The sequence below is a fragment of the Micromonospora sp. SL4-19 genome, assembly GCF_047921475.1.
Classification (GTDB): Bacteria; Actinomycetota; Actinomycetes; order Mycobacteriales; family Micromonosporaceae; genus Micromonospora.
Genome location: NZ_JBLROB010000003.1, coordinates 80,526 through 102,191, shown reverse-complemented (window position 1 = coordinate 102,191; position 21,666 = coordinate 80,526). Strand labels below are relative to the sequence as shown.

Genomic DNA, 21,666 nt, shown 5'->3' with positions numbered 1-21,666 from the left:
CGGCCGGCACGGTTACCCCGGGTGGCCCCGGGTACCGGAGGGCGCATGGCGGAACTGGCGGCGCTCTGGATCGTCCGGCACGGCGAGAGCACGGCGAACGTGGCGGCCACGGCGGCGGAGGCGTCCGGCGCCGAGCTGGTCGAGCCGCCCCAGCGGGACGCGGACGTGCCGCTGTCCCCCACCGGGCGGGAGCAGGCCCGGACCACCGGCCGCTGGCTGGCGGGGCTGCCCGAGGCGCGCCGGCCGGAGCTGGCCGTGGTGTCGCCGTACCTGCGGGCGGTGCAGACCGCCGAGCTGGCTCTGGCGGGCACCGACGTGCCGGTGATCCGGGACGAGCGGCTGCGCGACCGGGACCTGGGCATCCTCGACGGGCTGACCGGGCACGGCGTGCGGCGGCGGTACCCGGCCGAGGCGGCGCGGCGCAGTCGGCTCGGCAAGTTCTACTACCGGCCGCCCGGCGGCGAGTCCTGGCCCGACGTGGCGCTGCGGCTGCGCGCCCTCCTCGGCGACCTGCGCCGGGACCACGAGGGTGGGCGGGTGCTGCTCTTCGGCCACGACGCCCTGGTCTTCGTGCTCCGGTATCTGGTGGAGGGGCTCACCGAGGCCGAGCTGATGGTGCTCGCCCGGGAACAGGTCATCGCCAACTGCTCGATCACCGGCTGGTCCGCCGACGCCACCGGCCGGTTGACCCCGGACGTGTTCAACGACGTGGCCCACCTGCACCGGCCGGCCGCCGCATACCACAGATGACCAGGTCAATGCCCATTCGGCCCAAGCCAGACATCTGACACTTCTGGTCTGACCGAACGGCTGTGTGTAACGCCACAAGGGGTGTCTACGCTGATCCCTTCGAAAGCGAGCACCCCCGCTCGCTTTCCGCCGGCCCGCTTCCCGCCAGGCAGTGGGGCTCGGCTGGAACGGCCCCCAGGGAGTTTGTGTGAAGAACCTCCGTCACAAGACACTGGCCGCGGCGTCCGTCGTGACGCTCGGCGTCGGCCTCGCCATCACCGGCGGGCTGTCGCCTGCGGCGGCAACCGGACCGGACAACACGTTCCTGGTCCTCGCGCCGCCGAACGGCAAGACCGACAAGGCCGCCGCCCGCGTGGCGGCCGCCAACGGTACCGTGGTGGCCAGCTACGACCAGATCGGCGTGCTCGTCGTCCGGTCGACCAACCCGAACTTCGTCACCCAGGTGGCGGGCGTGGGCGTCGACTCGGTCGCGTCCACCGCCGGGCTGGGCACCGCCCTCGAAGAGGGCGAGACCGTCGAGGTCTCCGCGGAAGAGGTCGCCAACGCTACCGGCGACCCGACCAAGGAGCCGATGTACGGCCAGCAGTGGGACATGAACATGATCCACGTCCCGCAGGCCCACGCCGTCAACACGGGCAGCTCGAACGTCGTGGTCGGCGTGCTGGACAGCGGTATCTCCAGCACTCACCCCGACCTGGCGACCCAGATCGCCAAGGACAAGAGCACCTCCTGCATCGGTGGTGTCACCAACACCGCCGAGGCGGCGTGGAACCCGACCACCAGCGACCACGGCACCCACGTGGCCGGCACCATCGCCGCCGCCGTCAACGGCGTCGGCGTGACCGGTATCGCGCCGGGCGTCAAGGTCGCCGCCGTCAAGGTGGTCAACGACGACGGCTACATCTACCCGGAGGCTGCGGTCTGCGGGTTCTTGTGGGCCGCCGACCACGGGATGCAGCTGACCAACAACAGCTACTACATCGACCCGTGGGAGCTCAACTGCCGCAACGACGCGCGCCAGCGTCCGGTGTGGCAGGCCGTGCAGCGGGCCATCCGTTACTCGCAGAGCAAGGGCGTGCTGAACATCGCGTCCGCGGGTAACTCGAACTACGACCTCGCGCACAAGATCACCGACACCGGCAGCCCGAACAACGGGACGCCGGAGAACCGCGAGAACCTCACCAACGCCTGCCTCGACCTGCCGGCCGAGGCGCCGGGCGTGGTGACCGTCGGTGCGGTGGGCCCGACCGGGGAGAAGAGCTACTACTCCTCGTACGGCCAGGGGACCATCGACGTGACGGCGCCGGGTGGCGACTCCCGGATCCGGACGCAGGGCCTCCGCTCCACCTCCACCGACGCGATTCTGTCGACCACCTTCAACACGGCGACGAAGACCAACGGTTGGGGCTACAAGCAGGGCACGTCGATGTCCGGCCCGCACGCCACCGGTGTCGCGGCGCTGGCCCTCTCGGCGCACCCGGGGATGACCCCGGGCCAGCTGTCGTCGTTCCTGGAGCGCACGGCGGTCGGGATGTCCTGCCCGCAGGGCGTCTACAACCCGACGCCGCTGTGGCCGAACAACGCGAACACCTACGAGGCGACCTGCTCCGGCGGCGCGCGTAACGGGTTCTACGGCTTCGGCATGGTCGACGCCTACAACGTGGTGAAGTAACACCCGCACCACCAGCGACGGGGTCCGGCGGCAACGCCGGGCCCCGTCCTGCTGTTTGCGCTGGCCGGAGCACGGGTACCGGGGGCGGCATCAGCCGACTCTAGGAGGTCACCCGGTGTCCACTGATGCCATCGTCCTGCTCAAGGAAGACCACAAGGAGATGCGCCGCCTGTTCAAGGCGTTCCAGGACGCTGAGGAGGCGCCGGCGAGCGAGCGGCAGAAGTTGGTGAAGCAGATCCTCGAGGCGCTCACGGCGCACACCTACCTGGAGAACGAGGTGATGTACCCCGAGGTCCGCCGGCTCGTGCCGGACATCGAGGACGACATCCTCGAGTCGTACGAGGAGCACCACGTGGCGGACGTGCTCTGCTTCGAGCTTTTCGCCATGGGTCCGGACGACGAGCGCTACAACGCCAAGACGACCGTGCTGATCGAGAACGTGCTGCACCACGTCCAGGAGGAAGAGGAGGAGTGGTTCCCGAAGGTGCGCGAGGCGCTCGGGCGCAACCAGTTGCAGGAGATCGGCGAGCGCATGATCGAGCTGCGCCGGAAGGCGCCGAAGAACCCCGCCGCGCCGAAGGCGCTCAAGAAGTCGCTGGACGCCGTGACGGCCTGAGGAACCTGACGTGACCAGCCCGGTCGGCCGGAGGTGGGCCGGGCGGGCGACGGCGTACCCGGTAGGATCGGCGCGGGCCGTTACTGGCGCGTGGGGATGGATCACCATCGGGGAGCGGTCCCGTCACGAGGACGCACGCCGAGCGCCTGGGCCTTCCGCACGTCATCAGGAGGTCGCATGTCGCTGAACGCCGAATCCACCGCCTTCCGCAGCGCGCTGGAGGTGATCCGCGCCGTCGAGCCGCGGGTGGCGGACGCCATCGGGGCGGAGCTGGCCGACCAGCGCGAGTCGCTCAAGCTCATCGCCAGCGAGAACTACGCCTCCCCGGCCACCCTGCTGGCCATGGGCAACTGGTTCAGCGACAAGTACGCCGAGGGCACCGTCGGCCGTCGCTTCTACGCCGGCTGCCAGAACGTGGACACCGTCGAGGCGCTGGCCGCCGAGCACGCCCGGGAGCTGTTCGGCGCGGCCCACGCGTACGTGCAGCCGCACTCGGGCATCGACGCCAACCTGGTCGCGTTCTGGGCGATCCTGGCCGACCGGGTGGAGTCCCCCGCCCTGAAGAAGGCCCAGGTACGCCAGGTAAACGAACTGACCGAGGCGGACTGGTTCGCGCTGCGCCGGGAACTGGGCAACCAGCGGATGCTCGGCATGTCGCTGGACGCCGGCGGCCACCTGACCCACGGCTTCCGCCCGAACATCTCCGGCAAGATGTTCGACCAGCGCAGCTACGGCACCGACCCGGCGACCGGGCTGGTCGACTACGACAAGGTCGCCGAGGCGGCCCGCGAGTTCAAGCCGCTGATCCTGGTCGCCGGCTACTCGGCGTACCCCCGGAAGGTCAACTTCCGGATCATGCGGGAGATCGCCGACGAGGTCGGGGCAACCTTCATGGTCGACATGGCGCACTTCGCCGGCCTGGTCGCCGGCAAGGTCTTCACCGGCGACTTCGACCCGGTGCCGCACGCGCACATCGTCACCACCACCACCCACAAGTCGCTGCGCGGCCCGCGCGGTGGCATGGTGCTCTGCGGCCCGGAGCTGGCCGACCAGGTCGACCGCGGCTGCCCGATGGTGCTCGGCGGCCCGTTGCCGCACGTGATGGCCGCCAAGGCGGTCGCCCTCGCCGAGGCCCGTCGCCCCGACTTCGCCGACTACGCGCAGCGGATCGTCGACAACGCCCAGGCGCTCGCCGACGGGCTGCTGCGCCGCGGCGCGAAGCTGGTCACCGGCGGCACCGACAACCACCTGGTGCTGATCGACGTCTCCGGTTACGGCCTCACCGGCCGGCAGGCCGAGCAGGCGCTGCTCGACTCGGGCATCGTAACCAACCGCAACTCCGTCCCGCAGGACCCGAACGGCGCCTGGTACACCTCCGGCATCCGGATCGGCACCCCCGCCCTGACCAGCCGGGGCCTGGGCACCGCCGAGATGGACGCCACCGCCGAGCTGATCCACAACGTGCTCACCCAGACCACCCCCGGGTCGAACCCGGACGGCACCCCGTCGAAGGCGAAGTATGTGCTCGACCCGGCCTTGGCCGACAAGGTGAGCGGGCAGGCCAGCGAGCTGCTGACCGGTTTCCCGCTCTACCCCGCCGTCGACCTCGGCTGATCCTGGCCTCCCGACGCCCCGCCCGGCCCCGCCGGGCGGGGCGTCGCGCGTCGTCGGTGGGGCTCGCCGGTCGTCAGCGCACCGGGAGCGGGCGCTTGAGGTGGTAGCGGTGCACCTCGGTGCTGCCCTGGACGTTGTTCACGTCCTCGGCGGCGGAGACCAACTCCCAGCCGTCCCGGCCGACCCGGTTGAGGTGCGCGATCGCGGTGTCGCCGTACGGGGTCACGTCGGTTCGCGACCCGTCCGGGGCGTACCAGACGAACGAGACGTGGAAATTGCGGCCCTGCCCCTGATAGCGGCGGACCAGCAACGCGTACTCCCAGGCAGCCATTCGTCCATTATCTACGGTCTCTTCCGGGCCCAGGCACACGGGTGGTGGCGGGACAGCGGGATGCGCCGCTGGTGCGGCGTCGGCACGTGCGGCCGCTCGGGCACGGAACCCCTGTGCCACACCGCTTGAGCCCACTATGGTCGACCCATGGCGACCTGGGATGACGTACGCCGAATCGCGCTCGCCCTGCCCGAGACGACCGAGCGCGGCTCCCACGACGACCTGCCCGCCTGGCGGGTGCGGGACAAGCCCTTCGTCTGGGAACGTCCGCTGCGCCGCGCCGATCTCGAGGCCCTGGGCACCGCCGCCCCCGACGGACCGATCCTCGGCGTCCGGACGCCCGATCTGGGCGCCAAGGAGGCGCTGCTCGCCGACGACCCGACGATCTACTTCACCACCCCGCACTTCGACGGCTACCCGGCCGTGCTGGTCCGGCTCGACCGGATCGACGTCGAGGAGCTGACCGAGTTGGTCGCCGAGGCGTGGTACGCCCGCGCCCCGAAGCGCCTCGCCGCCGCGCACCGGGCGGAGACCCGGTGAGCGCGCCCCCGCGTCCCGGTACGCCGGATCGGACCCCGACGACCCACCAGGGGCACACGCGGGTGGACGGGATCGTCTTCGACATGGACGGCACCCTGATCGAGTCGCACGCGGTGGTGCCCGCGGCCTACCGAGCGGCCGTCCTGGACGGCGGCGGGCCGGCGCCCTCAGACGCCGAGATCATCTCCGGGTATCCGCTCGGCCCCCCGTCCGCGCTGCTGGCGCACCTGCTCCGGCGTCCGGCCACCGACGCGGACCTGGCCAGCTACCACGCCCACCTGGCCGCGCTCGCGGAGCGGGTGACCGTCTATCCCGGTGTGGCCGACGTGCTCGCGGACGTCGCGGCCCGGGTGCCGGTCGGCCTGTTCACGGGTGCCAGCCACCGCGCGGCCGAGATCCTGCTCGATCGGGTCGGCCTGCTCGGGCACTTCCGGGTCGTCCTCGGCGGGGACGAGGTCCCGCGTCCCAAGCCGGCCCCGGACGGCGTCGAGTTGGCCTGCCGCCTGCTGGGCCTCGCCCCCGGCCGCGCCGCGTACGTCGGCGACTCACCGCTCGACCTGCGGGCGGCGCGGGGCAGCGGCGCGGTGGCGGTGGCGGCCGGCTGGGGCCACCAGTACGACCCCGGCGAGGCGGCGGATCTCAGCGCCGGCCGTCCCCGGGACCTGCTGTCGCTGCTCTGCTGATCGGCGCGGTCAGCGCGGTTCCCCGAGCGCGACCCGGACCGCGTCCTCCGGGCTGTCGACCGGGATCGGCCCCGGCACCGGGTCGCCGTGGACGTCGATGACCCGCCAGCCGCCGAGCACGACCACCGGGACCCCACCGCGCCGCATGCCCAGCGCCACCTCGCTCAGGGTCCCCCACGAGCCGCCGACCGCGATCACCGCGTCGGCGCTCCACACCAGGATCGCGTTGCGGGCCTGGCCCATGTTCGTCACCACGGACACGGACGCCTCGGCGGGGCCGGGATCGGTGCCGTCGTCGGGGCGTACCCCGATGACCAGGCCGCCGCAGGAGCGGGCGCCGGCGGCGACCGCGGCCATCACCCCGCCGCCCGCGCCGCAGAGGACGGTGACTCCCCGCTCGCCCAGCAACTCCCCCACCCGCCGGGCCCACGCCGTCTCGGCCGGCGTCGCCTCCGCCGGCCCGCACACCGCCACCTGCACCCGCATCCCGCCATTGTCGCCGCGAATCCGCAGGCCGTGCCGGCCCTCTCCACCCGCCACCGACCCGGCCGAAATGGGTCAGGCGGGGTTGGGGTCGAGGAGCGCGGTCAGGACGCCACGTACGGCTCTGTCGAACAGGTCGTCACGGGGTGCGGGCGACGCCGGGGCGGCGAACGCGGCGGTGAGGTGCGGATACGCCGCGAAGTCGACGTGGTCGAAGGCGAGCGACCCGGAAGCCGCCTCGCTGCGGGCGAAGAGCGAGACCAAACCCGTGACCATGGCGATCGCTTCGAACTTCGCGGCGGCGCCGCAGCGCAGCGGTTGCAGGATGCGTAGGCAGTTGTCGAAGTAGGCGAGGGTGTTCGGTCCGGGCGCCGTTCGGCGCCCGATCGCGTCGGACAGCCACGGGTGCCGCCGGTACAGCGCCAGTTGGCGGCGGGCCACCAGCAGCAACTCGTCCAGCCAGCTCCCGAGGGCCTCCGGATACGGCGCCAACTCGCCCACGGCCCGGTCGACCATGAGGTCCAGCAGATCCTCGCGGGAGGACAGCTGCCGGTAGAGCGATCCGGCGGCCATCCCGAGCGCGGTCGCGACGGCACGCATCGATACCGCCCCCAGCCCTCCGGCATCCGCCAGTTCCACTGCCGCGGCGACGATGGCGTCCCTGCCGTGGATCGGGGCGGGGCCACGGGTGCCCCGGTGCGGCCGCGTCCAGATCGACCGGCCGGCGGAATCGTCGTCGCTGGAATTCGTAGGTGCGCCACTCACCAGACAACTGTAAACTGCAAACACCGTTCGCGGTTTCGATGGGGGCGAGGGGAGCAGCCATGGAGCGGATCACGGCACCGGACGGCGCAGGCATCGTCCTGCACTCCACAGGCGACGGACCGGGCATCGTGCTGGTGCACGGGGGCGGGGTGACCATCAACGAGTACCGCCGGCTGGCCATGCGCCTCGCCGATCGGTTCACGGTCCATCTGTACAACCGGCGCGGCCGGGCCGACGCCGCGCCGAGGCGCGAGCCGTACACGGTCGAGCAGGAGATCGAGGACCTCGGCGCGGTGCTCTCGCACACCGGCGCCCGCCGGGTGATCGGGCACAGCTACGGCGCGTTCGTCGTCCTGCGGGCCGCGCTACAGCTGCCGCTGGACCAGGTCGTGACCTACGACGCGCCCATCTGCCTCGCCGGCCACGGACTGCCGACGGCGTTCCTCGACCCGGCCGAGGAGGCGATCCGGGCCGGGGACATCCCCCGGGCGATGGCCATCGTGGGAGCGGGCGTCAACCCGCAGTCCGGGGCGTCGAAGCTGCCAATCGGCGTGCAGACCGCGGTCTGCCGGGTGTTCCTCCGCACGCCGATCGGGCGGACGATGGGCGACCTGCTGTCCATGACGCTCCGCGAAACCCGGCAGATTCAGGAGCACGACGGACCGGCGGAAGAGTACGCGGGGATCACGGCCGAGGTCCTGCTGGCCTGCGGGGCCAAGGCGGCGGCCTACTACGCCGAGGTCGACGAGATCCTGGCCGGCGTCCTGCCCCGGGCTCGGGCGCTGCGGGTTCCGCGCTGCGCCCACAACGCGATCGCCATCGCGCCGCCGAGGCTCGTCGACCCGATCGCCACCTTCTTCGCCGCGACGCCAGCACCTCGCGCGCCGAGGTGACCCGCCGCCCACCGTCGCGACGGGCTGCTGCCCGCCTTGATCATCAGGCGGGCCGGCGCCGGGTTCGCGCTCCGCGGCGTCCTGACCGGCTCGAACGTCGGTGCCGGTTGGTACCCTCCGCACGCCGCTCGGCGCCCGCCGACGGCAGCAGGGAGCGCACCGATGACCGACGGGCCGCCGCAGCTCATCGCGATCGACCACGACGACTACCACGCCGAACACGTGGGGCACACCGCCGACGGCCGGCAGTTCTTCCTCACCACGCCGTTCGAGCCCGGTGACGCGGAGACCGGCGGGGGTGCAGAGTTCGTCGCCCGCTTCCTGTTCGACGCCACGGGTCGGCTGCTCGACGCCGCGATCGACGCGTTCGGCCCGCGGCACCTGATGGACCGCGACGCCCGGCGGCAGACGTACGAGGAGCGGCTGGCTCAGCTCGGCCCGGTGACCTACGGCCGGATCGAGGTGGCGCCGTTCGCGGTGGAGCGGTTCGGCACCACCTTCGGCCTGATCCCCCGCCCGCCCGAGGACGAGGACGACTCCTGGTGGGTCGAGCTGCACCCGGGCAACTACATGGCCTTCACCAAGCCCTGGGACAGCGGCGAGTACGACACGTGAACGCCCGCCCACGAATCACCGGGCCGTACACACGCTCGGTCACGTCACCGGCACGACCCGTCCCACCAGCGGCGGAAGCCGCCGACCTCGCTGTCTTCTCCGACGTACGTGTGCGAAGCTGCCCCGAGTTTCCTCGCGATTGTCGTTCACGTACGTACCTAGGAGGAGTTGACCGTGCCGTCGAGTTTCGGGCAATGGCTGCAGGTGGCCTGGCGGGTGGTTAGCGGTCGCCGGACCGCCACCGGCCCGGCGACGCCCACCGTGGAGGCTGACCCCCGAGCCGCCGAGGCGAACGCCCCGGCGACCGCCACCGTTGACCAGGAGCGGCCGGAGGCCGTCGTCGACGAAGTTCCCCCGCCCGCCGAACCCACCACTCCACCCGCCCCCGCCGAGCCGGCTGCCGTCACGGCCAGCACCGAGCCGGTCGCCCCCGTCGAGCCTGAGCCCGTCGCCGAGGCCGCGCCGTCCGCGGCGCCGGAGCAGCCTGTGGTCCCCGCGCCGCGTGCCGCTGTCGAGGACGGCGCTCCCGCCGAGGTGGACGGCGGCGTCGCCCCGGCCGCGACCGACGAGGCCGCTGACGACTTCCGACGGATCCAGGGCATCGGGCCGAAGATGGCCGCCGCCCTCCAGGGCGCCGGCATCCGCACCTACCAGCAGCTCGCCGAGCTGGACGAGGCAACGCTGCGCGACACCATCAAGGCCGCCGGCCTGCGCGCCGCGCCGAGCCTGGCGACCTGGTCGCAGCAGGCGAAGGTGCTGGCCGCTGCCGGTGCCGAGGGCTGACCGGGTGCTCCCGGCGGGAGCCGGCGGGAACGTCTGAACCCGTCCCCGGGCCGGTGGTGACCGACCGTCACCGCCGGCCCGGGCCCACCTCCCCGTCGATGGAAAGCACGAATCCGGACACGAGTCGTCGCGGCCGTCGCTACCGTCGGTGACGGGCCGGACGGCCCGCCGCGCCGATCCCGCCACCGCAGGAGCAGTTCGTGCCCTTCGCCACGCCGGAGCCATCCGCCGACCGGCCGGCCCTGGTCCGCGATCCTGACGCACCCCGCCGGGTGACCCTGCTGGAACTCTTCTTCGACCTGGTGTACGTGGTGGCGCTCGCCCTCATCTCGCGCCACCTGATCACTGAGGTGTCCTGGGAGCGGGCCTTCCAGTCCCTGCTCCTGTTGATGGCGATCTGGTGGACCTGGGCGATCACCACCCTGGTCACCGACATGTACGACCCGCAGCGCCCCGAGATCAAGCTGCTCATCGCCGTGGTGATGTTCGGCGCGCTGCTGATGACCACCGCCATCCCGGAGGCGTTCGAGGCCCGGGGCCTGGTCTTCGCCGGGACATACGTCGCGATCCATCTCGGACGCGGACTGTTCCTCATGCCCACGGCCCGGCACCGGCCACAGGCCCAGCGCCGGGCGGCCCGAATCTTCCTCTGGTTCTCGGTCTCCGCCATCCCCTGGCTGATCGGCGGCGTGGTGCACGGCTACGCCCGGGAGACACTCTGGGCGCTGGCGCTGGGCATCGACTATCTCGGCTTCCGGCTCGCCTACCCGGTGCCCGGGCTCGGGGTGGTGCCCGAGGCCCAGCGGACGGTCACCGCCGAGCACCTGTCCGAGCGCTACCAGCAGTTCTTCATCGTCGCCCTGGGCGACGCCATCCTGGTCACCGGCACCATGTTCAGTCTCCACCACTCCGAGGGGGAGAACATCGGCGCGTTCGCGGTCGCCTTCGTCAGCACCCTGCTGCTCTGGCGGATCTACGTGCACAAGTCCGGCGAACTGCTGCCGAGCGCCATCTCCCGGGCGAGGCGCCCGAGCCGGTTCCTGGTCACCGCGCCGTACACCCATCTGCTGATGGTGGCCGGCGTGGTGACCACCGCCGCCGGCTTCGACCTGGTGCTGCACGAGCCGACCGGGCGTACGCCGCCGGCCTGGGCGGCGATCATCCTCGGCGGGCCGACGATCTTCCTGGCCGGTCGCGCCGCCTTCGAGTACGAGGTGTTCAGTCGGGTGTCGCTCTCCCGCCCCGGTGGGCTGCTGGCCCTGCTGACCATCGCGCCGGCCGTCCTCTTCGTGCCGCCATTCTTCGCCGCGTTCGGGGCCATGCTGGTGCTGGCCGGCGTGGCCGTCGCCGACTACCTACGCAGCCGAGGCCGCCCGCCGGAGGACCCGTCCCCGCCGCACTGAGCCAGCCCGCTGATAATCGAAATCGGCCGCGTCGTCACCCGGGCGCTGTTTGACCGCTCACCCGATCTGGGTACATGGCCTCCACCTCGGATCCACCACAACCCCCGTGGAGGCAACTCATGCGTGGCACCTCGATAGCCGGCGTCCTGGTCGTCATCTGGCTCATCATCGGCGCGATCGCCGCCGGACAGCGCGGCTACTACGCCAACGAGGACACCAACTGTGCCCATGCGGGCACGATCCTGGTCACCATCGTGGCCGGCCCGCTGAACTACATCGGCGCCAACCCCAAGGTGGACTGCAAGCTCCCCGAACCGTCCAAGTAGGCCACCGCACCCTTCGGCCCGCGCCCGCTCCCCCGAGGCGCGGGCCTCGTCGGTTCCGGACCCGCCTGCGGGGCTCTTGAGAGGGGAGCCGTCTCGACCGGACATGACATCAGCCGCCGACGTGGATGCCGGGACGGCGCGCGGGGTCCGGCTCGGACTTGCGGATGATCTCCCGGACCACGGGTGGGGTGTCGCCGCGGCCGAGGATCAGGTAGCGCAGCAGGTGGGCGATGGGATTCCCCTCGGACCATTCGAAGTGGCAGTGCGGGCGGACCCCGGTGGCGTCGCGGAGCGCCAGCAGGATGGCGGCGATCGCGTTCGGTGCGGCTGGGCTGCCGGCCCGCAGGATCCGGTAGCCCCCGACCTCCACCCCGTGCACTCGCAGGACCTGGCTGAACTGCGACGGGTCGGTGACGTCGATCTCCAGGAACAGCACGTCGGCGGCGCCCGGCACCGGGTTCATCCCGCGCTGGGCGCGCTCCTTGACCCGGTACTCCTTGAGCGATCCGCTCTGCCGCTTGTTCGCGATCAGGTGCAGCCGGCCGTCGTGGGCGACCGAGTCGTCGATGAACCGCCGGGCCGCCTCGTCGAACTCGATCCGCTCGGCACGCAGCTCGGTGGTCCGGGACACCCGGGAGATCAGCGAGACGGCGATGATGCCGGCGATGAACAGGCCGGAGATGGCGATACCGTCCGGTTTCGTGATCACATTCTCGGTGAGGGCGTAGAGCAGCACCGCGCTGAGCGCCGTGAAGCCGAGCCCGGCGAAGGGGTGCCGCGCCCGGTAGGCCGAGATGGTCACCGCGATCGCGCCGGAGACCATCATCGCCAGGATCCCGGTGGCGTACGCGCCGGCCTGGGCGTTGACGTCCGCCCGGAAGGCGACCGTGATGGCGATGCTGATCGCCGTGTAGACCAGCACCACGGGGCGGATGGCCCGCCCCCACTCCGGCGCCATGCCGTACGCGGGCAGGTAGCGGGGCACGATGTTGATCAGACCGGCCATCGCCGAGGCGCCCGCGAACCAGAGGATGAGGATGCTGCTGATGTCGTAGATCGTGCCGAAGACCTCGCCCAGGTGCTCGTGCGCGACGAAGGCCAACGCCCGCCCGTTGGCCGCCCCACCGGGCTGGAACTCCTGCGGCGGGATCAGCACCGTGGTGACGAACGTGGTGGTGATCAGATAGACCGTCATGATCAACGCCGCAGCGGCGAGCAGCTTGCGGGCGTTGCGGATCCGCGCCTCCAGCCGCGCCTCGGTGTCCCCGCCGTGTCCCTTGATCAGCGGCATCATGCTGACCCCGGTCTCGAAACCGGAGAGTCCCAGCACCAGCAGTGGGAAGGCCAGCACGGACGTGCGAACCAGGCCGCCGATCCCACCGGTGGTGGTGGTCAACCGCTGCGTCCAGCCACTGACCACCGCCGGGTCGGCGAGAATGTGGGACAGGCTCACGACCACGATCACCGCGTTCAGCACGAGGAAGACCGCGACGAGGGGGATGGCGACGCGCACCGCCTCCCGGAACCCCATCAGGAACACGCCACCGAGGATGAGCAGCAGTACCCCGGTCACCACCACCGGGGCAGTGTCGCCGTGCGGAAACGACTTCGGCAGGTACGGGTTCTCCAGCAGGTGCACCGTGGCGTCGGCGGACGACAGCGTGATCGTGACGATCCACGAGGTGGCCACGAAGCCGAGCAGCACCAGCACGAAGATCTTGCCACGCCAGAACGGCAGCAGCCGCTCCAGCATGGCCACCGAGCCCTGGCCGTGCGGGCTCTCCCCGGCCACCCGTCGGTACATGGGCAGCATCCCGAACAGGGTCAGCGCCACGATCAGCAGGGTGGCCAGCGGAGAAAGCGCCCCGGCCGCCAATGCGGCGATACCGGGCACGTAGGAGAGGCTGGAGAAGTAGTCGACGCCGGTCAGGCACATCACCTGCCACCAGGGGTGTGCGGGCGCCTGATGCTCCCGGGTCTCCGGGCCGACCGGCTGCACCCGGTGCTGGAACAGCCACCGGCTCAGCGGGCTGGCCGGCTCACGCGGCCGGACGGGGCTCTCCATGCAGGCGGGGATCCGGTTCGACCCGCGGCCGGCGCGGTCACCGTGGTCCGGGTCGCGGGCCGCGCGCAGCGCGCGATCCTCCGCGGCAGGCCGCGCCTGGTTGCGTCGCCCCCGCGGACGCCGGGGCTGCGCCGCCCCGTCCCATCCCTCCGCCATGTGCACCCCTTCAGCCCTGAATCGACCGTAGGCGCTACCGGCGGCGCCGCCCGTCGGAACCCGACAACCGGCAAAGATCATCAGGGTGCGGGCGGTTGGACGGCCGGGACCGGCCGGCACCCCCCGGGCCGGCCGGTCCCCTCTCCCGTCGGTCAGCCGCGCAGGCCCAGCCGGCCGGCCAGCCAGGCGAGCCGGTCGTCGCGGACGCGGGTCGCACCGAGGTCATGCTCCTCACCCGGGTAGAGCGACACCCGGGCCTCCGGCGCTGCCGCGCTGAAGGCCGCCCGGGTCTGCGCTCCGACGAACCGGTCCGCCTCGGCGAACTGGAGGTACGCCCCGGAGCCGAGCCGCCCCACCAGGTCCACCGGGTCCAGCCCGGCGAAGACCTTCCGGTACGCCGCCTTCTCCCCCTCGGGCAGCTGGAGCCAGTACAGGTCGAACCAGTTCGCCCAGGTGGCGTCGGGCGCGAGCAGGACCGCCGTCCGCAGCCCCGGTTCCCGGGCGGCGAGGCCGGCGGCGTACATCGCGCCGTAGTCGTGGCCGACGACAGCGGTCCGGGTCGGAACCACTCCGGGCTCGGCGAGCAGCCGCCGGTAGGCGCGCTGCACGGCGTCGAGCTGGGCGGTGACCGTGGCCCGGTCCCGGGCGTCCCCCACCGGGTCGCCCGCCCACGGGAAGGTGAGCTGGGGCAGCAGGGACACCACCCCGCGCCCGGCCAGGGCGGTCGCTTCGGCGAGGAACTCGGTCCGGTCCTGGCTGGCCCGGCCCGGTTCGAACCAGTGCAGGTTCAACACCCCGGCCAGCCCGCTGCCCGGTCGCTGCGGTCGCACCAGGTACGCCCGGACGGCCGGCTGCCCCGGCACCGGGATCTCGATGTCCCGGACCAGCACCGGGTCACCATGCCCGGTGACGGGCGGTGCCGCCTCGGCGGGCGCCTTGGCGGACGCCCCGGCCGCACCGGCGAGCGCGCCGGTGACCAGGAGCAGTGCCGTGGACAGAAGTGCGGATAGACGACGCACGGGGTCACCTCCGTAAGTTTTTAAACAAGTTTTACGGCTGATGACGTTAAGATGGCGAACGGCGGTCGGTCAAGGGGCGGAGGGACGGCGTGTCGGCAACCGGACGGCGAAGCGGGCGCGGATGAGCGCGGTGCCGCCCCTCGAACCGGCGCTGCGGCTGGCCGTCGCGCTGCTGCACAGCTACTGGGTGCTCCAGGACCCGGTCGACCAGCTCTCCGTGGCCCGACTCCGGGCCGCCGGCCGGGAACTCGGCCTCGCCGAGGTCACCGACCCGCTCGGCGAAGCCGACCTGCCCCGGCTGCGGGACCTGCGGGACCAGCTCTACCAGGTCTTCGCCGCGCCCGACTCGGCCGCCCGGGTGGCCACCCTCAACGAGGTGCTGGCCGAGTTCAGCGCGGGCACGGCGGTCGAGTCGGCCCCGGACGGGACGCTCCGGCTGACCCCGCTGCCCCGGCCCGGCCCGGTCGGACCGTTCGCCGCCCTGGTCAGCGGGGCTCTGGCCCGGGCCGCGGCGACCGGCGGGACGGACCGGTTCGGAGTCTGCGCCGCCGACCCCTGCCGGGCGCCCTACCTCGACCGCACCCGGGCGGGCCGGCAGCGATACTGCTGTGAGCTGTGCAACAACCGGGCCGCCGCGGCGGCGTACCGCAGCCGGTCCCGGCGCACCTGAAAGATCAGGCCAGGCCGGTGATCCACCGCCGGTCCGGGCGCATTCCGGTCATGCTATGCGCCGCACACGCCAGCTCCCACAGCCGAGGTGCGGGTCGGCTACTGGAGGAACGCGCCGAGCGGCGAGAGCAGCAACCGACCGAGCAGCGCGGCGTTGTCGTCCAGCCGCGTCCGCTCACACTCGCGGGCCTCCGGATCGTGCCGGCAGCGCCAGATCTTCTGTGCGTTGCGCCAGGCAACGTTCCGGGTGTACTCCACCAGTTCGCCCTGGTACCAGTCGTCGATGTCGCCGTTCAGCATGTCGATCATCAGCTGCCAGTTGTCCAGGTAGCCGCGGCGCAGCCCCGGGATCCGCTCGGCGAAGATTCTGTTGATCTCCAGGTAGTCGCGGTGCTGCTCGCTACCGTCAACCGGCTCGGACTCCAGGCTGTCGAACGTGGTCACCAGCGCGAACGGCAGGTCGTAGTTGATGTGCGCGTTCACCCCGGCCGCGGCGGACGGCAGCGGTCGGGCATCCGGGCCGCGCATCCGCTCGAACAGGCACGCCCACGCCTTCGGGGTGTTCGGGCTGGACTCGGTCCAGAACCGCATCGCGTCGAAGTAGCGGGCGGCGAACTCCACGTCCAACCGGGCCAGGAAGACCGGATCGGTGAACCGGTCGTCGTACAGGCCGTCCAGGACGCTCGTGGTGATGGTCAGATAGAGCTTGTTGAAGTCCGCCAGGGGGCAGCTCTCCTCCAGCGGGGGCAGCCGCACCAGCAGATCCTGGAGCTTGGTGAGGTGATCGACGACCGCCGGCACGTCGGCAGGGCGGTCGGCGAGCAGCCCGACGATGTCCTGGTGCACAGGACCCCAGACCGGTTCGGTCATCTCTCCTCCACTGTGGCCGACGCGTGCTGGCGTCACCGGTGACGCTGGACAGCCTGCCAGCCGGCTCAGGCCGCCCGGATCGGTAGAACGACGTATTCGCCGCTCGTCACTCGGGGCGGTTGCGCAGGAAGATCGCGCTGGCCTGCACCCGGGTGCGGACCTGGAGCTTGTCGAAGATGTGCGACACGTGCACCCCGATGGTCCGTTCGCTGATGAACAGCCGCTGGCCGATCTCCCGGTTGGTCAGTCCCTCGGCGACGGCGGCGAGCACCTCGCTCTCCCGGGCGGTGAGCACCGCCAGGTCGTCCACAGCCGGCGGGGCGGCCGGTGCCGCACGGGGCCGGGGCACGGGAGGGGCGGTCGGCCGCTCCTCCAGGGTCACCCGCGCCCGCCCGGCCAGCGTCCGGATCTCCGAGCTCAGTGGCATCGCACCCAACCCCTGCGCCATCTGGTACGCCTGCCGCAGCAGCTTGCCGGCGGTGGCCACCCTGCTGCGCCGGGCCAGCAGCGCCTCCGCCTGCCGCAGCCGCGAGTACGCCGCCGGGTAGGGGTGGTTGCGCCGGTCCCACTCGATCACCGACCGGGCCCACAGCTCCGGGTCGCCCTTGCCGTCGAGCCGGCTCACCTCGGCGTCGCAGAGCGCCAGGAACCCGTCCACGACGTAGCGCACCGGGGCGCCGGCCTTCTCGCTCTTGGCGGCCACCCGGTCAGCCACCTCGCGGAGCCGGCGTACGGCGGTGGGGTCCACCTCGACGGTCCGGCTGGCGTGCGCCTCGGCCTCCGCCCGCAGGCCGTGCCAGGCGAGGGTGGCCAGCACGATCACGTCGTCGGAACGGCTCTCGGTCAGGCCACGCTGGACGGACTGCCGGGCCAGGTCGTGCCGGCCCTGCCACATGGCCAGGCCCGCGCGCAGGATGAGCATCGGCAGCACGTGCCGGGCGCCACCGCCGGCGAGCACCGTGGCCACCGCCTCCAGATCCCGGTCGGAGGCCGCGATGTCGCCGTACCCGACGGAGAGCCGGCAGCGGGCGAGCAGCAGCTCCACCGCGTCGGCGCCGGACGGGCGGTGCCGCAACGCGGCCGCGACCACCTTCTCCGCCTCGGCCCACTGCCCCACCCGGAACAGCCCGTTGGTGGCGATGGCCAGCAGCCGGGTCTCCCAGGTGCGGCCGAGCCCCAGCTCGGCGACCCGCTCGGCGCCCCGGCGGGCCACCACCACGCCCTCCTCGAGGATGTTCAGCGGCCCGGTCAGCAGCTCGGCCAGGTGCAGGTACGCGCACGCCACGTCCTCCGGCCGGCCGGACCGCTCGGCGGTCTCCAGGGCCTGTCGCATGACGGCCAGCCCGGCCTCCGGGTCCTCCAGGTACGCCTCGCTGAAGCCGAGCGCGGCGCTGGCCAGCACCACCTCCGATGTGGACCCCGCCACCTCGGCGGCGAACTGCAACGCCTCCCGCGCCTGGTCACCGGCCTCGGCGTACCGGCCGAGGTGCAGCAGCAGCTCGGCCAGGCGCGCGGCGGCCGTGGCCCGCTCGTGGGGCGTGCAGTCGGCGGACTCCAGGGCCCGCCGGTATTCGGCCTCGGCGGGCGCCGACCGGCCGGCCGCGGCCAGGTAGCGGGCCCGCCGGATGTGCAGGGCACAGGTCGGCGGGCCGGCCGGATCCTCGGCCAACTCCTCCAGCAGGGTCAGCGCCCGGGCGTGCTCGCCGCAGTGGTGCGCCGTCTCGGCGGCATGCTTGAGCAGCTCGACGCGGTCGGGCCGGGCGGCGTCGGGCGGGACCACCGCCGGGGCGGTCGCCAGCTGCAACGCCGCCGACCAGTGCCGGTGCGCTTCGGCGTACCCGTGCAGCCGCTCGGCCTCGCGGGCCGCGGCCATCGCGGCCGGCAGTGCCCGACCGGGCTCGCCGGCCAGCCGCCAGTGATGGGCCAGGCGGGCCTGGTGCAGCTCGGCGGTGGCCGAGGTCAGCGCCTCGGCGTAGCGCCGGTGCAGCGAGGCACGCTCGGCGGGCAGCAGCTCGTGAGCCAGCACCTCGGCGACCAGCCGGTGCCGCAGCCGGTACCCGTCGTCGGCGCCGACCAGCAGCCGGTGCGCCACCGCGGCCCGGACCGCCTCGATCAGCTCCATTTCCGGCAGCCCGACCACCTGGGCCAGCATCCAGTGCTCCACCGGTTCGACGCCCGCGGCGACCGCGTGCACCACCGCGTGCGCGTGTTGCGGCAGCGCGTCGACCCGGGCCAGGAACACCTCGCGCACCGTGTCGGAGAGCCCGTCGCGGCCGTCGCGCAGGTCGCGGGACAGCTCCTCGACGACGAACGGGTTGCCGCCGCTGCGCTGCCACATCTGGTCGGCGGCGTCCGGGGGCAGCGGCGCGCCGACGATCGCGGCGGCCAACTCGTCGGTGCCGGCACGGTCCAGCGGCGCCAGGTCGACCACCCGGACCGACCGCAACCGGCGCAGCTCGGTGAGGACCCGCCGCAGCGGGTGCGCGCCCTGCAACGCCTCGGCCCGGATCGCGGCGAGCACCGACAGGTGCAGGTCGCCGAGACCGGCGAGCAGATAGAGCAGCAGCTGGCGGGTGCTCCGGTCGACCCACTGGAGGTCGTCCAGGACGAGGACCAGCGGGCGACCGCCGGCAACCACGTGCAGCCCGCGGGAGACTCGCTCCAGCAGCGCGCCCGCGCCGTCCGGGCCCGGGGTCTCCTCGTCGAAGACCTGGAGCAGGCCGCGCACCGCCGAGGAGGTGCGTGCCTCGGTGAGCTCGGCGTCGAAGCGGCGCAACGCCTGCCGCAACGGGTGCAGCGGCGAGGCGTCGCCGATGTCCAGGCAGGAGCCGGTGAGGACCAGCGCGCCCGCGTCCCGTAGCCCCTCGCTGACCTCTGCCAGCAGTCGGGTCTTGCCCACCCCGCTCTCACCGGTGAGGAAGACCGCCGCGGTGTGCCCGGGCGCGACGTCGTCGAGCAGTGCCGACCGGGTCGCCGCCAGGGTGTCGGCGCGGCCGACGAGCGGTGCGGTGTCCACATCGCTGCCCATGGCTCGCAGCCTAATCACAGGCCCCCGCACCGTTCTACGGGCTCAGGGTGCCAGTGGTACATCTCGCGTCGACATTGCGACTAAAGGTTGCGGGTGGTCGACATACGTCGTCCTACCGATCCCCCGACGACCCGGTGGTGAAAGTCTCCGGAGGTCGTCAGGCGCCCGACGGGGCGAAAGGGTGGGTGCGATGCCAATGGCCACGATCGTGGGGAGTCGGGAAGCCGCCACCGCCGCGCGCTGGCCGGTGCCCGAGGAGAGGCGCACGGTCACCGTGCTCTTCGCCGACCTCGTCGGCTCGACCGGTCTGGTCGAGCAGCTCGACCCGGAGGACGTCCGGGACCTGCAGCGGGCGTACTTCGGCGCGGTCACCGGGGTGCTGCGCCGGTGGAACGGCGTGGTGGAGAAGTACATCGGCGACGCGGTGATGGCGCTGTTCGGGGCGCACGGCTCCGACGGGTTCGACGCTTACCGGGCGGTACGGGCCGGGCTGGAGATCCAGGACGCGCTGGACCGGCGGGCCCCGGCCGGCACCCGGCTGCGGGTCCGGGTCGGCGTGGCGACCGGCGAGGTCCTGGTAGACCTCGCCGCCACCCGCGACGGCGCACACGGCACGGCCAGCGGCGCGGTGATCACCACCGCCGCCCGCCTGCAGGAGTACGCCCCGCCGGGCGGGGTGGTCGTCTGCGCGGCCACTCACCGGGCCACCGCCGGCCTTGTCGAGCAGCGCCCGCTGGGCGCGATGACAGTCGCCGGCAAGGCGTTGCCACTGGACGTCTGGCGGGTGACCGGGCCGGCCCGGCCGGCACCGGCCTGCCACCACGGCCCGCTGATCGGCCGACGGCGGGAGCTGGCCACCGCCGGCGACGAGATCACCCGGGCGTTCCGGGACCGGCAACCGCGCTGGATCTCCCTGATCGGGCCGGCCGGCAGCGGGCGCACCCGGCTGCTGCACGAGCTGACCCGAACCATGTCGACAGTGGACGGCAGGCCGGTCCACTGGTGCGTGACGCACTGCCCGCCGTACCCCCAGGAGGAGCTGGCGCCGCTGGCCGACATGGTCCGTGCCTTCGCCGGGGCCCGCGACGCGGACCCCACCGGAACCGTACGCCGGCGGCTGGCCGCGGCGCTGGACGGGCTGCTGCCGCCGGCCCGGCGCGACACGGCGGCGCACGCGCTGGCCGACTTCGTCGCGACGCCGCAGGACACGGGGGCGGCGAGCCGTGGCGCCGAGGTCTGGCGGGAGGTCCTCCTCGCCCTGGCCGCCGGCCAGCCGGTGGTGGTGGCGGTGGACGACCTGGACCGTGCCACCCCGGCGCTGAGCCGGTTCCTGCACCGGCTCTTCGCCGCGGCGAGCGAGCGGCGGCTGCCCCTCGCCGTGGTGGCCACGCACGGTCCTGGCTGGGCCGACCTGCTGCCCGGGGCCGCCGGCCGGCGGCGCCGGGTGCCGCTGGCCGCGCTGGGCGCGGTCGACACCGGGCGGCTGCTGCGGCACCTGCTGGACCGGGCCGGCCGGCCCGCCGCGCTTGCCGCCGAACTGCTGCCACTGGTCGGCGGCAACCCGGCCGCCGCACGGGCGTACGTCCGGGCGCTCGGCGAGGACGGTGTCCCCGCCGGGGTGCCGGACGCGGTACGCCGCATGGTCGACGCCCGCCTGGACAGGCTGGACGGGGACCAGCGGGCGGTGCTGATGGTGGGTGCGGCCCGCGGTGCGGACGTCAGCGCCGGCGTGGTCGACCGGCTGCTCGGTTGGTCGGCGGGCCGCGCCGAGCCGGTGCTGCGGACCCTGGTCGGGGCCGGTCTGCTGCGCCGGGCCGTCGGTGGGTACGCCGTCGCCGACCCGATCGTGGCCTGGGTGGCACAGCACCGGCTGCCCCGCGCGCTCCGGGCGGCATTCGCCCGGCGGGCACAGACCACGGTGCCCGGGCCGGTCCGGGCCGAGATGCGCCCGGGGGTGGTCCCGGGGGCCGCCCGCCACACGATCCTCCGCGGTGTGCCGGTGGTCGCACCCACCGCCGCCACGGTGTCGACGGTCAGCACGCTCACCGGCGGTACCGTGCCGCGCCCGGCCATCGCCGACCCACGCGCCCCGGCCGGAGCAGGCGGGCGACTACGGCCGCCGCTCGGCCTCGCGTCCGGCGCGGAGCCGGCCGCCCCGAAGGGCCGCGCCGGACCGTCCGCCGGTCGCCCGCCGGGCTGTCCCTCGGGCGCGGTACACGAGCCGGTGCCCGGCGCCGGCCGTACGTCCGATGCCGCCGATCGAACGGCCGCCGCCCCGGCTCGGATGCGACCACGGCGAACCGCCGGCGCGCCGGCCGTCGCCGCGGCCTGAGCCCGGCGTCCGGGTGGGAGCGGGCACGGGGCTGCTCCCACCCGGACGTCGTC

The 21,666-nt window shown here is 73.2% G+C and carries 20 protein-coding genes and 1 riboswitch; of the genes, 13 read left to right on the top strand and 7 right to left on the bottom strand.

Annotated elements, in window-relative coordinates:
- Positions 1-45 precede the first annotated feature (45 nt).
- From ACNAVT_RS06420 to ACNAVT_RS06405, 4 genes are all read left to right on the top strand, one after another.
- The gene (locus tag ACNAVT_RS06420) at positions 46-750 is read left to right on the top strand and encodes a histidine phosphatase family protein (protein ID WP_416293758.1); all 705 of its coding nucleotides are present in this window, start codon (positions 46-48) and stop codon (positions 748-750) included.
- A 187-nt stretch (positions 751-937) separates the two neighbouring features.
- Entirely contained in the window at positions 938-2,422 is a 1,485-nt protein-coding gene (locus tag ACNAVT_RS06415) for a S8 family peptidase (RefSeq protein WP_416293756.1), read from the top strand.
- Between the two features lie 115 nt (positions 2,423-2,537).
- A complete protein-coding gene (locus ACNAVT_RS06410; protein WP_416293754.1) occupies positions 2,538-3,038 on the top strand; it encodes a hemerythrin domain-containing protein in 501 nt (166 codons plus the stop codon).
- Between the two features lie 69 nt (positions 3,039-3,107).
- A riboswitch (ZMP/ZTP riboswitch) is annotated at positions 3,108-3,197 on the top strand.
- An 18-nt stretch (positions 3,198-3,215) separates the two neighbouring features.
- Positions 3,216-4,652 carry a glycine hydroxymethyltransferase gene (locus ACNAVT_RS06405; RefSeq protein WP_416293752.1) on the top strand — a complete coding sequence of 479 codons (1,437 nt, stop codon included), beginning with the start codon at positions 3,216-3,218 and terminating at the stop codon, positions 4,650-4,652.
- 73 nt (positions 4,653-4,725) lie between these two features.
- On the opposite strand, the gene ACNAVT_RS06400 is transcribed toward ACNAVT_RS06405, so the two are convergent.
- Positions 4,726-4,983, bottom strand: a complete 258-nt coding sequence (locus ACNAVT_RS06400) for a hypothetical protein (protein ID WP_416293750.1) — start codon at positions 4,981-4,983, stop codon at positions 4,726-4,728.
- A gap of 147 nt (positions 4,984-5,130) precedes the next feature.
- Here ACNAVT_RS06400 and ACNAVT_RS06395 point away from each other — a divergent pair, with 147 nt between their 5' ends.
- Entirely contained in the window at positions 5,131-5,523 is a 393-nt protein-coding gene (locus ACNAVT_RS06395) for an MmcQ/YjbR family DNA-binding protein (RefSeq protein ID WP_416293748.1), read from the top strand.
- Positions 5,520-6,206, top strand: coding sequence for an HAD family hydrolase (locus ACNAVT_RS06390; protein WP_416293747.1), 687 nt, complete (start codon positions 5,520-5,522; stop codon positions 6,204-6,206). The genes ACNAVT_RS06395 and ACNAVT_RS06390 overlap by 4 nt, the downstream gene beginning before the upstream one ends.
- Positions 6,207-6,215: 9 nt before the next feature.
- Here ACNAVT_RS06390 and ACNAVT_RS06385 read toward each other — a convergent pair whose 3' ends face one another.
- Positions 6,216-6,692 carry a dethiobiotin synthetase gene (locus ACNAVT_RS06385; RefSeq protein WP_416293746.1) on the bottom strand — a complete coding sequence of 159 codons (477 nt, stop codon included), beginning with the start codon at positions 6,690-6,692 and terminating at the stop codon, positions 6,216-6,218.
- A 72-nt stretch (positions 6,693-6,764) separates the two neighbouring features.
- On the bottom strand, positions 6,765-7,454 hold the full coding sequence (locus tag ACNAVT_RS06380; RefSeq protein ID WP_416293744.1) for a TetR/AcrR family transcriptional regulator: 690 nt from the start codon (positions 7,452-7,454) through the stop codon (positions 6,765-6,767).
- A gap of 59 nt (positions 7,455-7,513) precedes the next feature.
- Here ACNAVT_RS06380 and ACNAVT_RS06375 point away from each other — a divergent pair, with 59 nt between their 5' ends.
- The 5 genes from ACNAVT_RS06375 (at position 7,514) to ACNAVT_RS06355 (ending at position 11,474) form a co-directional block, all read left to right on the top strand.
- Positions 7,514-8,347 (top strand): alpha/beta fold hydrolase, encoded by an 834-nt coding sequence (locus tag ACNAVT_RS06375; RefSeq protein ID WP_416293742.1) that lies wholly within the window; start codon positions 7,514-7,516, stop codon positions 8,345-8,347.
- Between the two features lie 162 nt (positions 8,348-8,509).
- Positions 8,510-8,962 (top strand): hypothetical protein, encoded by a 453-nt coding sequence (locus ACNAVT_RS06370; RefSeq protein WP_416293740.1) that lies wholly within the window; start codon positions 8,510-8,512, stop codon positions 8,960-8,962.
- A gap of 174 nt (positions 8,963-9,136) precedes the next feature.
- Positions 9,137-9,745 carry a helix-hairpin-helix domain-containing protein gene (locus tag ACNAVT_RS06365; RefSeq protein ID WP_416293738.1) on the top strand — a complete coding sequence of 203 codons (609 nt, stop codon included), beginning with the start codon at positions 9,137-9,139 and terminating at the stop codon, positions 9,743-9,745.
- A 200-nt stretch (positions 9,746-9,945) separates the two neighbouring features.
- Complete coding sequence (locus ACNAVT_RS06360; protein ID WP_416293736.1) at positions 9,946-11,148, top strand: low temperature requirement protein A; 1,203 nt, start codon at positions 9,946-9,948, stop codon at positions 11,146-11,148.
- Positions 11,149-11,267: 119 nt separating this feature from the next.
- Positions 11,268-11,474 carry a hypothetical protein gene (locus ACNAVT_RS06355; RefSeq protein WP_416293735.1) on the top strand — a complete coding sequence of 69 codons (207 nt, stop codon included), beginning with the start codon at positions 11,268-11,270 and terminating at the stop codon, positions 11,472-11,474.
- Between the two features lie 109 nt (positions 11,475-11,583).
- Here ACNAVT_RS06355 and ACNAVT_RS06350 read toward each other — a convergent pair whose 3' ends face one another.
- Positions 11,584-13,695 carry an amino acid transporter gene (locus tag ACNAVT_RS06350; protein WP_416293733.1) on the bottom strand — a complete coding sequence of 704 codons (2,112 nt, stop codon included), beginning with the start codon at positions 13,693-13,695 and terminating at the stop codon, positions 11,584-11,586.
- Positions 13,696-13,847: 152 nt separating this feature from the next.
- Positions 13,848-14,714, bottom strand: a complete 867-nt coding sequence (locus ACNAVT_RS06345) for an alpha/beta hydrolase family protein (protein ID WP_416293731.1) — start codon at positions 14,712-14,714, stop codon at positions 13,848-13,850.
- Between the two features lie 121 nt (positions 14,715-14,835).
- Here ACNAVT_RS06345 and ACNAVT_RS06340 point away from each other — a divergent pair, with 121 nt between their 5' ends.
- Positions 14,836-15,384 carry a CGNR zinc finger domain-containing protein gene (locus ACNAVT_RS06340; RefSeq protein WP_416293729.1) on the top strand — a complete coding sequence of 183 codons (549 nt, stop codon included), beginning with the start codon at positions 14,836-14,838 and terminating at the stop codon, positions 15,382-15,384.
- Positions 15,385-15,482: 98 nt separating this feature from the next.
- Here ACNAVT_RS06340 and ACNAVT_RS06335 read toward each other — a convergent pair whose 3' ends face one another.
- Both ACNAVT_RS06335 and ACNAVT_RS06330 read right to left on the bottom strand, forming a co-directional pair.
- Positions 15,483-16,253, bottom strand: a complete 771-nt coding sequence (locus ACNAVT_RS06335; protein ID WP_416293727.1) for a DUF5995 family protein — start codon at positions 16,251-16,253, stop codon at positions 15,483-15,485.
- 106 nt (positions 16,254-16,359) lie between these two features.
- Positions 16,360-19,281 (bottom strand): helix-turn-helix transcriptional regulator, encoded by a 2,922-nt coding sequence (locus ACNAVT_RS06330; RefSeq protein WP_416293726.1) that lies wholly within the window; start codon positions 19,279-19,281, stop codon positions 16,360-16,362.
- A gap of 190 nt (positions 19,282-19,471) precedes the next feature.
- Here ACNAVT_RS06330 and ACNAVT_RS06325 point away from each other — a divergent pair, with 190 nt between their 5' ends.
- Positions 19,472-21,613 (top strand): adenylate/guanylate cyclase domain-containing protein, encoded by a 2,142-nt coding sequence (locus tag ACNAVT_RS06325; protein ID WP_416293724.1) that lies wholly within the window; start codon positions 19,472-19,474, stop codon positions 21,611-21,613.
- Positions 21,614-21,666 lie beyond the last annotated feature (53 nt).

Excerpts from the sequence above, each read along its gene's own strand:
- ACNAVT_RS06355 (WP_416293735.1), top strand. The coding sequence starts at position 11,268 with ATGCGTGGCACCTCGATAGCCGGCGTCCTGGTCGTCATCTGGCTCATC.
- ACNAVT_RS06350 (WP_416293733.1), bottom strand. The coding sequence starts at position 13,695 with ATGGCGGAGGGATGGGACGGGGCGGCGCAGCCCCGGCGTCCGCGGGGG.
- ACNAVT_RS06400 (WP_416293750.1), bottom strand. The coding sequence starts at position 4,983 with ATGGCTGCCTGGGAGTACGCGTTGCTGGTCCGCCGCTATCAGGGGCAG.
- ACNAVT_RS06405 (WP_416293752.1), top strand. The coding sequence starts at position 3,216 with ATGTCGCTGAACGCCGAATCCACCGCCTTCCGCAGCGCGCTGGAGGTG.
- ACNAVT_RS06330 (WP_416293726.1), bottom strand. The coding sequence starts at position 19,281 with ATGGGCAGCGATGTGGACACCGCACCGCTCGTCGGCCGCGCCGACACC.
- ACNAVT_RS06420 (WP_416293758.1), top strand. The coding sequence starts at position 46 with ATGGCGGAACTGGCGGCGCTCTGGATCGTCCGGCACGGCGAGAGCACG.
- ACNAVT_RS06335 (WP_416293727.1), bottom strand. The coding sequence starts at position 16,253 with ATGACCGAACCGGTCTGGGGTCCTGTGCACCAGGACATCGTCGGGCTG.
- ACNAVT_RS06370 (WP_416293740.1), top strand. The coding sequence starts at position 8,510 with ATGACCGACGGGCCGCCGCAGCTCATCGCGATCGACCACGACGACTAC.
- ACNAVT_RS06340 (WP_416293729.1), top strand. The coding sequence starts at position 14,836 with ATGAGCGCGGTGCCGCCCCTCGAACCGGCGCTGCGGCTGGCCGTCGCG.
- ACNAVT_RS06375 (WP_416293742.1), top strand. The coding sequence starts at position 7,514 with ATGGAGCGGATCACGGCACCGGACGGCGCAGGCATCGTCCTGCACTCC.
- ACNAVT_RS06385 (WP_416293746.1), bottom strand. The coding sequence starts at position 6,692 with ATGCGGGTGCAGGTGGCGGTGTGCGGGCCGGCGGAGGCGACGCCGGCC.
- ACNAVT_RS06395 (WP_416293748.1), top strand. The coding sequence starts at position 5,131 with ATGGCGACCTGGGATGACGTACGCCGAATCGCGCTCGCCCTGCCCGAG.
- ACNAVT_RS06325 (WP_416293724.1), top strand. The coding sequence starts at position 19,472 with ATGCCAATGGCCACGATCGTGGGGAGTCGGGAAGCCGCCACCGCCGCG.